This window comes from Caballeronia sp. BCC1704 (assembly GCF_902833455.1).
In the GTDB taxonomy this organism is placed as follows: domain Bacteria; phylum Pseudomonadota; class Gammaproteobacteria; order Burkholderiales; family Burkholderiaceae; genus Caballeronia.
In genome coordinates this window covers 1,285,818-1,300,233 of sequence record NZ_CADFFT010000002.1, presented here as the reverse complement: position 1 = coordinate 1,300,233, position 14,416 = coordinate 1,285,818, and the positions used below count along the sequence as shown (strand labels likewise).

Genomic DNA, 14,416 nt, shown 5'->3' with positions numbered 1-14,416 from the left:
TGCGATGCGCAGACAGATCAGTACAATAGTGGTTTGGTTTTTTGTTTTCGGAAATTTCGACATGACTTACTGCGTGGGCATGTGCGTGGACGAGGGTCTCGTCTTCTTGTCCGACACGCGCACCAACGCTGGCGTCGACCACGTCAGCGCCGCTCGCAAGATGGCTGTTTTCGAGCAGCCGGGCGAGCGCGTGATCGTGCTGCTCGCGGCCGGCAACCTGGCGCTCACGCAGGCGGTGACGCAACTGCTCGCCGAGCCCGCCGATCATCACGCGCCGACGCTCTATAGCTGCACCACGATGGCGGAGGCCGCGCGCATCGTGGGCGATGCGGTGCGCGAAGTGCATCGGCGCGATGCGCTGTCGCTCGCGGAATTCAGCGTCGACTTCAATTGCAGCTTCATTCTCGGCGGCCAGATTCACGGGCAGGGTCCGCGCCTTTTCATGGTGTACGCGGCCGGCAATTTCATTGAATCGACGCGCGTGTCGCCGTACTTTCAGATCGGCGAATCGAAGTACGGCAAGCCGATCATCGACCGCGTGATTACGCCGGCGTCGCCGCTCGACGAAGCCGCGAAGTGCGCGCTCATTTCGATGGATTCGACGCTGCGCTCGAATCTTTCGGTCGGTCTGCCGCTCGATCTGCTGGTCTACGAAAAGGACGCGCTGCGCGTCACGCGCTTTGCCACGCTCGACAACAACAGCGCGTATTACCAGATGATCAACCGCACGTGGGGCGAGCGGCTGCGGCAGTTGTTCGGCGAGATTCCGAACCCGACGTGGACCGATCTCGCCGACGTGCCGCTGCGCCGGCGCGAAGCGGACAACACGGTGCCGCGCCTCGTGATCGGGGATCTGCCCGCCGGTTCGGATGCGCCTGCGCAGACGCTCGCGGAGGACGTCGACGGCGGCGGCAACCTGCCGCCGGAATGAGCCTTTAACGGGCGTCGGCCGCGCATTGCAGCGGCATCGCGAGGCTCGCCTTGATCGCCTGCATTTTGCGCGGTGAATCCGCCAGCACGGCGTCGATGCCGAGACACGCGGCGGCGCGATAATCCTCGGCGCTGTCGATGCCGATGGCGAGCACATGCGCGTAGCCCCGCGCCCGGAAGCACGCGAGCGACTCGCGCGTCCACATCTTGGCCTCCACGGGCGAGCGCGCTTCGCCGAGCGTGAAGGTCTCGACCACTTCCATCTGCCTTTTCCACTCGAATGCGGCCCACGTGCCGGGCTGCGGCGGCTCGGCGCATGTGCGCCCCAACGCGACGCCCGCGAGCCGTCCACGCGTCGCATCGCGCGATTCGAAAAGCCGCGCCTGCGGGTACGCGGCGAACGCGCTCTGATAGGCCGCGTCGGTGGAATAGATGAGCACGCGCGACCACGCATTCGCGCGGTCGAGCACGCGGGCGACGGCCGCGGCCTGCGGCTCGGCGGGCAACGCTTTCATGTCGAGCATAACGGGCACGGACGCCGGAGTCGCGGAGAGCGCGTCTTCGAGCGTCGGAATGCGCAGCGGATGCGCGCGATACGGATACGTCCTGGCGCCGCGCGCATCGGCGTGCGCGAAGTTCCAGCCTGCGTTCAGGCGTTGCAGCGCGGTGAGGTTCAGGCTGGCGACGGCGCCTTTGCCGTCGGTATTCGCGGACAAGTCCGCCGGTCGATACAGCACCGGCACGCCGTCACGCGTGAGTTGTACCGAAAGCCAAATGGCATCCGCGCGATGCGCCAGCGCGCCCGCGATGGCGAGCAGCGTGTTCTCCGGGAAGTCGGCCGTGCCGGCGCGATGCGCGACGATTATCGGCAGCGCGGGCGGCTCGTCCGCAAACGCATGCGCGATGCCGCCCGCAAATAGCGAAGCGAGAGCGATTCGGCGGAAAAGGGCGAGCATCGAATGGACTCCGTAGCAGCGGTATCGAGAACGCCATCTAGCGGCGCATAAAAAAACAGCCATCGGAAAACCGATGGCTGTTCGAGATACCGCTTCTCCGCAGACGCGGCACTCGCGTGCCACGCCAATCGGTTGTTCTTAGAACTTGTGACGCAGGCCGATCAGGACCAGTTCCTGGTGGCTGCGGCCGCTGTCGAAACCGAAGTCGCTGATCGAAGCGGTTGCGTTGGTCGTCGAGGTCGACACGCCGTCCGGATTGTTCACACGTTGCGTGCCGCTTGCGTGCTGATATGCGCCGACTGCGTAGACGTCCGTGCGCTTCGACAGCGAGTAATCCGCACCGATCGAAGCCTGGTGATACGTCGCCGACGTGTCGCCGCTGCCGTGCGTGTACGTGTAGCCCAGGCCGAGCAGCGTAGCCGGCGTCAGCTGGAAGTTCACATAGCCGTTGCCGACGTTGAACTTCTCTTGCTGCGGGAACAGCGAGTTGCCGTCGTTCTTGTACTGCGCGAAGCTGTACGACGCGCCGACCGTGAACGGACCGAACACGTACTGGCCTGCGCCGCGTGCGATGTTGATGGAGTGAGCCGTCGAGTAGCCGCCGTTGATGACGCTGTTGAACAGCGAATCCGACGACGGGCTGTTCCAGCCGGTGTTCGTCGTGGTCAACGGCGCGCGGCCTGCGCTCGGGTTGTTCACCGACAGGTAGCTGGCTGCGATGGAGAACGGACCGTTGGCGTAGGTCGCCGCGCCGCCCCAGGTCTGGCCCTGGCCGGTCGCGCCCGCCAGGTTGCTGAAGCCGTAGATGCCTTCGAACTGGAAGCCCGAGAACACCGGCGAAACGTACTTGACCGCGTTGCTGACGCGCAGGCTGTTGTCGTAGTTGTCGACGTCACCCGGCGTGGCGAACGCTGCGCCCCAGTAGTTGTCGGCCGTGAGGCCCTGGACCATGTCGACCGACGGGTCATATTGACGCCCCAGCGTGACCGTACCCCACTGGTTGCCGCTCAAACCGACGAATGCCTGACGACCGAACTCGCGCCCACCCTGGTTCAGACGACCGGTGCCCGGATCGAAGCCGCTTTCCAACTGGAACAGTGCCTTCAGACCGCCGCCGAGGTCTTCCTGACCCTTCAAGCCCCAACGCGGGCCGGACAGCGTGCCGTTGACCATGCCGAACAGATGGTCGCCCGCCGAGTTTGCATGGCTGACATAGGCAAGGCCCGTATCGATCACGCCATACAGCGTCACGCTCGTTTGTGCCTGTGCCGCGCCAGCTGCGCCGAGCAGGGCCAGCGAGAGGGACGTCAGTGCGAATCGTTTCATCGAATTCTCCACGCGAATGATTAAAATCGTTGTTACCGGCGCAGAGAATAGCGCAACGTTTCGTTACGTTAGAAACGAAAAAAAATGACTGTCTCCAAAAAGACACAGTGCCACGAGAAGCCCGTCCATACTCGGTTTGCGGCTGTCTGTTGTGAAATCTGAGACGTGACAAACTCGCGCCGCAAAAGTTCCGCGCGCAGTCTGACGCACGCAGCGTAACTCGCGGGCTAATAACGATTAATGCTCGAGCGGATAAGAAACCGGATTTTCGTTTTGCGCAAGCAGCCGCAGTCGGTCGTTCAGACGTCGCGCGAAGAACCGCCGCCGTCGCGCCGCGAAAGCAGCGCCACGGCCACGCCCGCCGTCGCCGCGACGAGCACCGCGCGCCACGGGTGGCGCTTCACGGCGGCGTTCGCCTGCGACGCCTTGCGCCCGGCGCCGACCATGGCGACGGCGGTGGCGCGCGTAGCCGTCGATTCGGCGCGCGCCACCTTGCGCGAGAGTTCGATCGTCCGCTTGAGCGCGAGCGCGGCCTGGCGCGTGCGGCCGCCGTTGGAGATCCGCGCGGCTTGCGGGCGCGCGCTTCGGACATCGATCGGCGGCTGCGCGACAGGTTCAATATCCGCCGCCATGTCGACGCGCGTGGACGCCGCGAGCATCGAACCGATCTTGGCGCGACTTCCCGGCGGCACGCTGCCGTTGTCCTGCACGCCCCACGCGCCGCGCGGATCGTGCATGCGCGCGCGCGCCGCCGAGAATTCCGCGCCCAGTAGGAGCACCGCCGCGGAGAAGTACAGCCACATCAGCAGCACCGCGAGCGATCCGGCCGCGCCGAATGCGTTCGCGGTGCCCGCGTGCGTCAGATAGAACGCGAACAGCTTCTTCCCGACGGAGAAGAAGATCGCCGCCACGACGCCGCCGACGAGCGCATCGCGCCATTGCACCGGCGCATCGGGCAGAAACTTGAGGAGCGCGCCGAACGCGACGGAGAGAATCGCGAGCCCGGCCACCAGTTGCACGACGTCGCCGATGACGACGAACGGCGAATTGCCCCACAGCCACAGGCCGACCGCCTGAATCGCGGTATCGAGCACGAGCGAGACGATGAGCAGAAACGCGACGCCCAGCACGAGCCCGAACGACACGAGCCGCACGCGCACCATCGCGAGCACGCTGGAACGCTGCTCGCCCGAGAGCGGCCACACGATATTGAGCGCCGTGTTGAGCGAGGAGAACGTCGCCGACGCGCCCACGGCCAGCAGCACGAAGGAGATGATCGCGGCGATCCCGGTTCCGCCGCTGCGATGCGCATTCTCCACGATGCTCTGCACGCCCGCCGCCGCCTGGTCGCCGATCAGCCCGTTGACCTGATGGAACAGCTGGCCGCGCGCCGCTTCCGGGCCGAACACCCAGCCCGCGACAGCGATCACCATGACGAGCGTCGGCGCGAGCGAGAAAGCCGAATAGAACGCGATGCTCGCGGCCATCGCGGCGCAGCGGTTTTCCGAGAACTGCTTGAGCGCGCCGAGCGCCCACGACGCATCTTTTTTGACCACGGAACCTATTTTTTGCGTGGAAACGGAGCTCATGACGAATCTCTCGGTGCGATCAAACAGTGGCGGCGCGGGCTCTGAGCGCGTTGCGCGGGCCCGCGGGCGGTAAATGCAACCGATCGAGCAGGTTCCGTTCCAAGACACGCGCGAACGGGCGAAGCGCATATATAAGAACATTGCTATGATCGCGCCTGCCGCGACGGGACGCTCGTTCGTTTCGCGCGGCGCAACCGCTACATCGCGCGCCAGCCACGGCGGCTGCAGCGCCGGCGGTTCGAAAAATCGACGCTGTGTGCGAGCGGCAGGACCTTAAGCCGAACGCGCGCTTCTATACTTTTAGAGCACCCCACTTCACGACGCGCCGAGGACATCATGCTTCAAATGTCACGGCGACAGTTCCTCAAGGTTTCCGCGAGCACGCTCGCCGGATCGAGCCTGGCTGCACTGGGCTTCTCTCCGGCACCCGCACTCGCCGAAGTCCGACAATACAAACTGTCGCGCACCACTGAAACGCGCAACACCTGTCCGTACTGCTCGGTCGGGTGCGGCATTCTGATGTACGGTCTCGGCGACAACGCCAAGAACGCGAAGGCCAGCATCATCCATATCGAAGGCGATCCCGACCATCCGGTCAATCGCGGCACGCTGTGCCCGAAGGGCGCATCGCTCATCGACTTCATCCATAGCCCGAGCCGCCTGATGTATCCGGAGTATCGCGCGCCGGGTTCGTCGGAATGGAAGCGCATCTCGTGGGACGACGCGCTCGACCGCATCGCGAAGCTGATGAAGGAAGACCGCGACGCGAACTTCGTCGAGACGACGGCGGACGGCAAGAAGGTCAACCGCTGGCTCACGACGGGCATGCTCGCGGCGTCGGCGGGTAGCAACGAAGTCGGCTATCTGACGCACAAGACTATCCGCAGTCTTGGCATGCTCGCATTCGACAATCAGGCGCGTGTCTGACATGGCCCGACGGTGGCAGGTCTTGCCCCGACGTTTGGCCGTGGAGCGATGACGAACCATTGGGTCGACATCAAGAACGCGGACGTAATTCTGGTGATGGGCGGCAACTCGGCCGAGGCACACCCGTGCGGTTTCAAATGGGTGACCGAGGCGAAGGCGCACAGAAAGGCGCGCCTGATCGTGGTCGATCCGCGCTTCACGCGCACGGCATCGGTTGCGGATTTCTACGCGCCGATTCGCACGGGCACGGACATCGCCTTCCTTGGCGGCGTCATCAACTATCTGTTGACGCACGACAAGATCCAGCACGAGTACGTGAAGAACTACACGGACATGTCGTTCATCGTGCGCGAAGACTTCGCGTTCAAGGACGGCACGTTCTCGGGCTATGACGCCGAGCATCGCAAGTACGACAAGACGAGCTGGGACTACGAGCGCGGCGAAGATGGCTTCGTGAAGGTCGACCCGACGCTGCAGCATCCGCGCTGCGTCTACAACCTGATGAAGCAGCATTACGCCGCCTACACGCCCGAAATGGTGACGAAGGTGTGCGGCACGCCGACCGACAAGTTCCTGAAGGTCTGCGAGATGCTCGCGTCGACGGCGGCGACGAACCGCGCGGGCACCATTCTGTATGCGCTCGGCTGGACGCATCACTCCGTCGGCGCGCAGATGATCCGCACCGGCGCGATGGTGCAGCTTCTGCTCGGCAACATCGGCATTGCGGGCGGCGGCATGAACGCGCTGCGCGGTCACTCGAACATCCAGGGGCTGACCGACCTCGGCCTGATGTCCAACCTTCTGCCGGGCTACATGACCCTGCCGATGGAAGGCGAGCAGGACTACGAGCAATACATCACGAAGCGCGCGACGCAGCCGCTGCGGCCTAACCAGCTGAGCTACTGGAAGAACTATCGCGCGTTCCACGTGAGCTTCATGAAGTCGTGGTGGGGCGACAACGCCACCGCCGAGAACAACTTCGGCTTCGACTATCTGCCGAAGCTCGACAAGTCCTACGACATGCTGCAGGTCTTCGAGCTGATGGCACAGGGCAAGATGAACGGCTACATCGCGCAGGGCTTCAATCCGCTCGCCGCCGCGCCCAACAAGGCGAAGATCGGCCTCGGTTTGTCCAAGCTGAAGTGGCTCGCCATCATGGACCCGCTCGCGACCGAAACGTCGGAGTTCTGGAAGAACCACGGCGAGTTCAACGACGTGGATTCGTCGAAGATCCAGACCGAAGTGTTCCGTCTGCCAACCACCTGCTTCGCGGAAGAGCGCGGCTCGCTCGTGTCTTCGTCGCGCGTGCTGCAATGGCACTGGCAGGGCGCGCAGCCGCCGGGCGAGGCGAGGAGCGACATCGAGATCATGTCGGGGCTGTGGCTGCGTATTCGCAAGGCGTATCAGGAGCAGGGCGGCAAGTATCCCGACCCGATCCTGAAGATGTCGTGGCCGTACGCGGACCCGGAAAGCCCGACGCCCGAAGAGCTCGCGATGGAGTTCAACGGCCGCGCGCTCGCCGACGTCACCGATCCGACCGACAAGACCAAGGTGCTCGCGAAGAAGGGCGAACAGCTCTCGAGCTTCGCCTTGCTGCGCGACGACGGTTCCACGGCGAGCGGATGCTGGATCTACTGCGGCGCGTGGACACAAGCAGGCAACCAGATGGGCCGCCGCGACAACAGCGATCCGACCGGCATCGGCCAGACGCTGAACTGGGCGTGGGCGTGGCCGGTGAATCGCCGCGTGCTGTACAACCGCGCATCGTGCGATGTGAGCGGCAAGCCGTTCGATCCGTCGCGCAAGCTGATCGGCTGGAACGGTAAGGCCTGGACCGGCGCGGACATTCCGGACTTCAAGGCGGACGAACCGCCGGAAAACGGCATGAATCCGTTCATCATGAACCCGGAAGGCGTGGCGCGTTTCTTCGCTCGCGACGGCATGAACGAAGGTCCGTTCCCCGTTCACTACGAACCGTTCGAGACGCCGCTCGGCTACAACCCGTTCTTCCCGAATGAGAAGAACGTCACGAGCAATCCTGCGGCGCGCGTGTTCCCGGACGACCGCGCGGCCTTCGGCACCGCCGATCAGTTCCCGCATACGGCGACGACCTATCGCCTGACCGAGCACTTCCACTACTGGACGAAGCACGTGAAGCTCAACGCGATCGTGCAGCCGCAGCAGTTCGTGGAAATCGGCGAGGATCTGGCGAAGGAAGTGGGCGTCGTCGCGGGCGATCGCGTGAAGGTGTCGAGCAATCGCGGACACATCATCGCGGTGGCGCTCGTCACCAAACGCATCAAACCGCTGACCGTGGAGGGCAAGAAGGTGCAAACCGTCGGCCTGCCGCTGCACTGGGGCTTCAAGGGCCTGACGCAGCCGGGCTATCTCGTCAACACGCTGACGCCTTCCGTGGGCGACGGGAACTCGCAGACACCGGAGTTCAAGTCGTTCCTCGTCAAGGTCGAAAAGGCATAAGGAGACGAGAATGGCTCTGCAATCGCTCGATATCAAGCGCGTTTCCGCCACCACCACGCCGCCGCCGCAAGTCCGCGAGCCGGTCACGGGCACCGTCGCGAAGCTCATCGACGTGTCCAAGTGCATCGGCTGCAAAGCCTGCCAGACGGCGTGCATGGAGTGGAACGACCTGCGCGACGACGTGGGACACACGACCGGCGTCTACGACAACCCGCGCGATCTCACCGAACATTCGTGGACGGTGATGCGCTTCACGGAATACGAGAACCCGAAGGGCGACCTCGAATGGCTGATCCGCAAGGACGGCTGCATGCACTGCGAGGACCCGGGCTGTCTGAAGGCGTGTCCGTCGCCGGGCGCGATCGTTCAGTACACGAACGGCATCGTGGATTTTCACGAGGAAAACTGCATCGGCTGCGGCTATTGCGTGACGGGCTGCCCGTTCAACATTCCGCGCATCTCGAAGGAAGACAACCGCGCGTACAAGTGCACGCTCTGTTCCGATCGCGTCGCGGTCGGGCAGGAACCGGCGTGCGTGAAGACGTGTCCGACCGGCGCGATCATGTTCGGCACCAAGACCGACATGATCCAGCAGGCGGAAGATCGCGTGGAAGACCTGAAGGAGCGCGGTTTCGAGAACGCCGGTCTGTACAACCCGGCCGGCGTGGGCGGCACGCACGTCATGTACGTGCTGCATCACGCGGATCAGCCGGGGCTGTATCACGGGCTCGCGGAAAATCCTCGCATCAGTCCGCTCGTGTCGGTCTGGAAGGGCGTCACGAAGCCGCTCGCGGTCGCGGGCATGGCGCTCGCCGCGCTCGCCGGATTCTTCCACTACACGCGTGTCGGTCCGAACGAAGTGAGCGCGGAAGAGGAAGCCGAGGCGCAGCGCGAGGTCGAAGCCGCACGCAACGAAAGGGAGCGTTCGAATGAAACACGATAGCGAATTGCGCGACGTGCGAGGCAACCGCCTGATCGTGCGCTACACGCCGAACGAGCGCACGAACCACTGGATCACCGCGATCAGCTTCGTGCTGCTCGCGCTGTCCGGGCTCGCGATGTTTCATCCGTCGATGTCGTGGCTCTACGCGATCTTCGGCGGGGGGCAATGGACTCGCATCCTGCATCCGTTCGTCGGCTGCGTGATGTTCCTGTCGTTCATGGTCCTCGCGCTGCGCGTGTGGCATCACAACCATCTGGACAAGAGCGACATCCAGTGGATGAAGCAGATCGACGACGTGCTCGCCAACCGCGAAGACCGCCTGCCCGAGATCGGCAAATACAACGCCGGTCAGAAGCTCGTGTTCTACGTCATGGTGGCGAGCCTGCTGTTGCTGCTCGCATCCGGCGTGGTGATCTGGCGCGCGTACTTCGCGTTCTACTTTCCGATCACGGTCATCCGGCTGGCTGCGGTTGTGCACGCGGCGACGGCTTTCGTGTTGATCATGTCGATCATCATCCACATCTATGCGGGACTGTGGATCAAGGGATCGATTAGCGCGATGGTGCGCGGAACCGTGACGTATGGATGGGCGCGCAAGCACCATCCGCGCTGGTTCAAGGAAATCATCGGCAAGTAGGCGTCGCGGCTTTCTCGCGAAACGCCGGCAGTGATCCGAACCGCTCGTGCCTCGTTAGGCCGGGCGGTTCTTCTTTGCGCAGCACGATCCGCGCGACGCAGCGCACGCAGACGTGCGCCGTCTGAACGCTATCCGACAAGCTGTTATTCTTCTTTTCAATGCGACGCTTTTGCGCCGCACTCAAAGCACCGAAGCATTCCAAGGACGAACTCAAGTGGTCCAACGCATACTCGAATCCGCTGCATCGATCGAAGCACTCGATCAGTCGGCCATTCCACGGCTGCGCATGCCTGAACGCGCAACGGTCTTCAGCGCGCGCGCCGCGCGCTTGCGCCAGCTTGCGGACGCGAGCCATCCCATCGCGGGCTATTTGCGCCTCATGGCCGCGCTCGCCGACGCGCAACAACACGTGCTCGCGGACTTCACCGCGCCGATGCCATCGCGCGAATCCATCGCGCTGAACCAGCAGCATTCGATGCCTATCGTGCCCGCGCTGGGCGCGAACGAGCGCGATCCCGCATGGCGCGATGTGCTCTTCATGCTGCTCGATCGCATCGAGGCCGCGGGCGCGCTGACGCCGCCGCTCGCGCAACTCGTCGCGCATCTGCGATCGATGCCCGCCGACGCGCTCGACGCGCAGGCCGACGCCATTCTCGCTTTGCGTTTCGCGGAGATCGAGCCCGCCGCCGCGCCGTTCATCGTCGCGGCGCTGCAAGTGGTGTGGACGGACATCGCGAGCCGCATCGGCAGCGCGGAAGTGCCGTATATGGACACGTCCGGCGTGTGCCCCGTCTGCGGCACGATGCCGGTGGCGAGCATCGTGCGCGTGGGCGGCGTCCACGAAGGCTATCGCTACGTGCAGTGCGGCCTGTGCTCGACGGAGTGGCACGTCGTGCGCGCGAAGTGCTCGAATTGCGATTCGACCAAGGGCATCGCGTATCACGCAATGGACGGCGCCGAAGCCAGCACCGCTCAGACCGCTGAAGACGAGCAAGCCCGGGCCGAACGCGCGCGCAACGCACCGCTGAAAGCGGAGTCGTGCGACGAATGCGGCACGTATCGCAAGATCGGCTATCAGGAGAAAGCGTACGACTTCGAGCCGTTCGCGGACGATCTCGCGAGCCTGACGCTCGATCTCCTGATGGGCGATGCGGGCTTCCGGCGCCCCGCGCCGAATCCGTGGCTGTGGCCTGAACAGAGCGCATCGGACGAAGCAAGCCAAGCGGACGAATCGGACGAAGCACGATGAGCGATGTGACCGGCGGCGACGGCAGCGAACTGCGCGCGCTGATGGCCCGCGTGCCGTCGGTGGAGCGCGTGCTCGCATCGGCGCTGTTCGAGCCGCTCATCGACGAATACGGCCGCACGCAGACGCTCGCCGCCTTACGCGCGACGCTCGACGCATGGCGCGCCGACGCGCAGGCGGGCCGCGCATCCGTCGAAGCGCTCACGGAAACGATGCTCGGCCACGCCGTGAGTCTGCGGCTCGCGAGCCGCGCGCAAAGCCGCGTGCGAACCGTGTACAACCTGACGGGCACGGTGCTGCACACGAATCTCGGCCGCGCGCTGCTGCCCGATGAAGCGGTGCGCGCCGTCGCTGACGTGCTCACGCGTCCCGCGAATCTCGAATTCGATCTGGATACCGGCGCGCGCGGCGACCGCGACGACCTGATCAACGGGCTCATCTGCGAACTGACGGGCGCGGAAGCCGCGACTGTCGTGAACAACAACGCGGCGGCCGTGCTGCTCACGTTGTCGGCGCTGGCGCCGAGGAAAGAAGTGATCGTGTCGCGCGGCGAGTTGGTCGAAATCGGCGGCGCGTTTCGCATTCCGGACATCATGAGCCGCGCGGGCGCGAAGCTGCGCGAAGTCGGCACGACCAACCGCACGCATCTGAAGGACTACGAGGAAGCGATCAACGCGAAGACCGCGCTTCTGATGAAGGTGCATTGCAGCAATTACGCGGTGACCGGCTTCACGAAGGAAGTGACGACAGCCGAACTCGCGCCGCTCGCGCATGAACGCGGCTTGCCGGTCGTCGTCGATCTCGGCAGCGGCACGCTCGTCGATCTCACGCAATGGGGCCTGCCGCGCGAGGCGACCGTGCGCGAGACGGTGGAAGCGGGCGCGGATCTCGTCACGTTTAGCGGAGACAAGTTGCTCGGCGGACCGCAAGCGGGCCTCATCGTCGGCGCCAAGGATCTGATCGCGAAGATCAAGAAGCATCCGCTCAAGCGCGCGCTGCGCGTCGGCAAGCTCACGCTCGCGGCGCTCGAAGCGGTGCTGCGCCTCTATCGCACGCCCGAGACGCTGCAAGCGCGCCTCACGACGCTGCGCCTGCTCACGCGTCCCGCCGACGCCATGCGCCTCGCCGCCGAGCGCATTCAGCCCGCGTTGCAGCGCCTGACAGGCGACGCGTTCGCCGTGACGACCGAGCCGATGTTCAGCCAGATCGGCAGCGGCGCATTGCCGGTGGACGTGCTGCCGAGCTACGGCCTCGCCGTGCGGCTCGCGAGCGGCAAGCGCGGCGGCGGGCAACTGAACCGCATCGAGCGCAAGCTGCGCGCGTTGCCGCGCCCGGTGATCGGGCGCATCGCAGACGGCGCGCTCTGGCTCGATCTGCGTTGCCTCGAAGAGGCCGATGAAGCTGCATTCATCGCGCAACTCGACGGCCAGGGCCGGAGCGAAGACGCATGATCGTCGGCACGGCGGGGCATATCGACCACGGCAAGACCACGCTCGTGCGCGCGCTGTCGGGCGTCGATACCGACCGCCTGAAGGAAGAGAAGGCGCGCGGCATTTCCATCGAACTCGGCTACGCGTATGTGCCGCTCGCGGATGGCGGCATGCTCGGCTTCATCGACGTGCCGGGCCACGAAAAGCTCGTGCATACGATGGCGGCGGGGGCGAGCGGCATCGACTTCGCGCTCGTTGTGATCGCGGCCGATGACGGCGTGATGCCGCAGACGCGCGAGCATCTCGCGATTCTCGAACTGCTCGGCGTGACGACGGGCGCGGTGGCGCTCACCAAGACCGATCGCGTCGACGAAAGCCGCGTGCGCGAAGCGCAAGCGCAGATCAGAACGCTGCTCGCGCCCACGCCGCTCTGCGACGCGCCGATCTTCGACACCAACGCCACCGCCGCCGACGATCCCGGCCTGGCCGCGCTCAACGTGCATTTGCGCGATGCCGCCGCGCACTGGCGCGCGCGCCGCGACGATGGCTTCTTCCGCCTCGCGGTCGATCGCGTGTTCACGCTGTCGGGGCAAGGCACCATCGCCACGGGCACGGCGTTCGCGGGGCGCGTGAGCGTCGGCGACGTGCTCGCGCTCGCGCCGCGCGAATCGGCGAACGAAGTGCGCGTGCGCAGCATTCACGCACAGAATCGGCCAGCCGAGGCGGGCCACGCGGGCGAGCGTTGCGCGCTCAATCTCGCCGGCATCGAGAGAGATGCGCTCGCACGCGGCGACTGGATCGTCGATGCGCGCATCGCGAAGGCGTCGGAGCGGCTCGACGTCGAACTGACGCTGCTCGCCGATGCCGGGCTCACGCTCGCGCACTGGACGCCGCTGCATGTGCATCTGGGCACGACGCATCGCGTGGCGCACGTCGCGTTGCTGGAGGCGGACACGCTCGCGGCGGGACAATCGGCGCGCGTGCAGCTCGTCTTCGATCAACCGGTGTGCGCGCTGCCGGGCGACCGCTTCATCGTGCGCAATGCGCAGGCGAGCCGCACGGTAGGCGGCGGCCGCGTGCTCGATCCGTTCGCGCCCGCCCGCAAGCGCCGCACGCCGCAGCGCCGCGCGTGGCTCGACGCGCTGGCCGCCTGGCTCGACACGCATCGTGCCGATGCGCTTTTCGATGAGTCGCCGTACGGCTTGCCGCGCTCGCTCGTCGAGCATCTGTGCGGCCGTCCGGCGGCATCGGTCGCGCTGCCGGACGGCTTGCGCCGCGTGCCCTTGTCCGACGACGCGCTTTTCATCGCCGCCGCGCATTGGGACGCGCTTGCCGCGCGTCTCACGAACGCGCTCGCCGCTTTCCACGAACGCTTTCCCGACGAGCAGGGCCCCGACGCCGCGCGTCTGCGCCGCATGGCCGCGCCGCTCGCATCCGATGCGCTGTGGCGCGCCCTGATCGACGACGCCGTGGCGCGCGGGACCGTCGCGCGGAGCGGGCCGTGGCTGCATCTTCCGTCGCATGCCGTGGCGCTCGATGCGGCGGAAGAATCGCTCGCGCAGGCGGTGCTCGCGTCGATCGAACGCGGACGTTTCGATCCGCCGTGGGTGCGCGACCTCGCGCGTGAACACGGCGCGCAGGAAGACGACATGCGTCGCCTTTTGCGCAAGCTCGCGCGGCGCGGCGACGTATTGCAGGTCGTGCGCGATCTCTTCTATTCGCGCGTCGCCATCGCTGAACTCGCGCGGCTTGCGGCCGAACACGCCCGCACGCGCAATGGTGCGGCGAGCGGCATAGGCGCAGCGGAGTTTCGCGATGCAAGCGGTCTCGGCCGCAAACGCGCGATTCAGGTTTTGGAGTTCTTCGACCGGGTTGGTTACACTCGCTTTCATCGCGACCTGCACCTGTTGCGCACCGACAGCCGCTGGCACGAGCCGGTCTGACCGGCTCCCGC

10 protein-coding genes are annotated in these 14,416 nt (G+C 65.5%); 7 read left to right on the top strand and 3 right to left on the bottom strand.

The window, feature by feature from the left end; all coding sequences use genetic code 11:
• Positions 1 to 61 precede the first annotated feature (61 nt).
• Positions 62 to 931: a proteasome-type protease gene (locus HWX53_RS15600; protein ID WP_175942265.1), complete on the top strand. Its 870-nt coding sequence runs from the start codon at positions 62 to 64 to the stop codon at positions 929 to 931.
• Positions 932 to 935: 4 nt separating this feature from the next.
• On the opposite strand, the gene HWX53_RS15595 is transcribed toward HWX53_RS15600, so the two are convergent.
• From HWX53_RS15595 to HWX53_RS15585, 3 genes are all read right to left on the bottom strand, one after another.
• Positions 936 to 1,886, bottom strand: coding sequence for a glycerophosphodiester phosphodiesterase family protein (locus HWX53_RS15595; RefSeq protein ID WP_175942263.1), 951 nt, complete (start codon positions 1,884 to 1,886; stop codon positions 936 to 938).
• Between the two features lie 138 nt (positions 1,887 to 2,024).
• Positions 2,025 to 3,212 (bottom strand): porin, encoded by a 1,188-nt coding sequence (locus HWX53_RS15590; RefSeq protein ID WP_175942261.1) that lies wholly within the window; start codon positions 3,210 to 3,212, stop codon positions 2,025 to 2,027.
• Between the two features lie 299 nt (positions 3,213 to 3,511).
• Positions 3,512 to 4,801, bottom strand: coding sequence for a YihY/virulence factor BrkB family protein (locus HWX53_RS15585; RefSeq protein ID WP_175942259.1), 1,290 nt, complete (start codon positions 4,799 to 4,801; stop codon positions 3,512 to 3,514).
• A gap of 336 nt (positions 4,802 to 5,137) precedes the next feature.
• On the opposite strand from HWX53_RS15585, the gene fdnG reads away from it, so the two are divergent.
• The 6 genes from fdnG to selB all read left to right on the top strand — a co-directional run bounded on the left by fdnG (position 5,138) and on the right by selB (position 14,405).
• Positions 5,138 to 8,206, top strand: coding sequence for a formate dehydrogenase-N subunit alpha (fdnG, locus tag HWX53_RS15580; RefSeq protein ID WP_175942257.1), 3,069 nt, complete (start codon positions 5,138 to 5,140; stop codon positions 8,204 to 8,206).
• 10 nt (positions 8,207 to 8,216) lie between these two features.
• Positions 8,217 to 9,149 carry a formate dehydrogenase subunit beta gene (gene fdxH, locus HWX53_RS15575; RefSeq protein WP_175942255.1) on the top strand — a complete coding sequence of 311 codons (933 nt, stop codon included), beginning with the start codon at positions 8,217 to 8,219 and terminating at the stop codon, positions 9,147 to 9,149.
• The gene (locus HWX53_RS15570) at positions 9,136 to 9,786 is read left to right on the top strand and encodes a formate dehydrogenase subunit gamma (protein WP_175942253.1); all 651 of its coding nucleotides are present in this window, start codon (positions 9,136 to 9,138) and stop codon (positions 9,784 to 9,786) included. The genes fdxH and HWX53_RS15570 overlap by 14 nt, the downstream gene beginning before the upstream one ends.
• Positions 9,787 to 10,000: 214 nt before the next feature.
• Positions 10,001 to 11,035, top strand: coding sequence for a formate dehydrogenase accessory protein FdhE (fdhE, locus tag HWX53_RS15565; protein ID WP_175942251.1), 1,035 nt, complete (start codon positions 10,001 to 10,003; stop codon positions 11,033 to 11,035).
• Positions 11,032 to 12,483, top strand: coding sequence for an L-seryl-tRNA(Sec) selenium transferase (gene selA, locus HWX53_RS15560; protein ID WP_175942249.1), 1,452 nt, complete (start codon positions 11,032 to 11,034; stop codon positions 12,481 to 12,483). The genes fdhE and selA overlap by 4 nt, the downstream gene beginning before the upstream one ends.
• Positions 12,480 to 14,405, top strand: a complete 1,926-nt coding sequence (gene selB, locus HWX53_RS15555) for a selenocysteine-specific translation elongation factor (RefSeq protein ID WP_175942247.1) — start codon at positions 12,480 to 12,482, stop codon at positions 14,403 to 14,405. Before selA ends, selB begins: the two co-directional genes overlap by 4 nt.
• The last annotated feature ends 11 nt before the right edge of the window (positions 14,406 to 14,416 follow it).

Coding starts and splice junctions, on each gene's coding strand:
- HWX53_RS15595 (WP_175942263.1), bottom strand. CDS start 1,886: ATGCTCGCCCTTTTCCGCCGAATCGCTCTCGCTTCGCTATTTGCGGGC.
- HWX53_RS15590 (WP_175942261.1), bottom strand. CDS start 3,212: ATGAAACGATTCGCACTGACGTCCCTCTCGCTGGCCCTGCTCGGCGCA.
- HWX53_RS15600 (WP_175942265.1), top strand. CDS start 62: ATGACTTACTGCGTGGGCATGTGCGTGGACGAGGGTCTCGTCTTCTTG.
- selB (WP_175942247.1), top strand. CDS start 12,480: ATGATCGTCGGCACGGCGGGGCATATCGACCACGGCAAGACCACGCTC.
- HWX53_RS15570 (WP_175942253.1), top strand. CDS start 9,136: ATGAAACACGATAGCGAATTGCGCGACGTGCGAGGCAACCGCCTGATC.
- fdxH (WP_175942255.1), top strand. CDS start 8,217: ATGGCTCTGCAATCGCTCGATATCAAGCGCGTTTCCGCCACCACCACG.
- selA (WP_175942249.1), top strand. CDS start 11,032: ATGAGCGATGTGACCGGCGGCGACGGCAGCGAACTGCGCGCGCTGATG.
- HWX53_RS15585 (WP_175942259.1), bottom strand. CDS start 4,801: ATGAGCTCCGTTTCCACGCAAAAAATAGGTTCCGTGGTCAAAAAAGAT.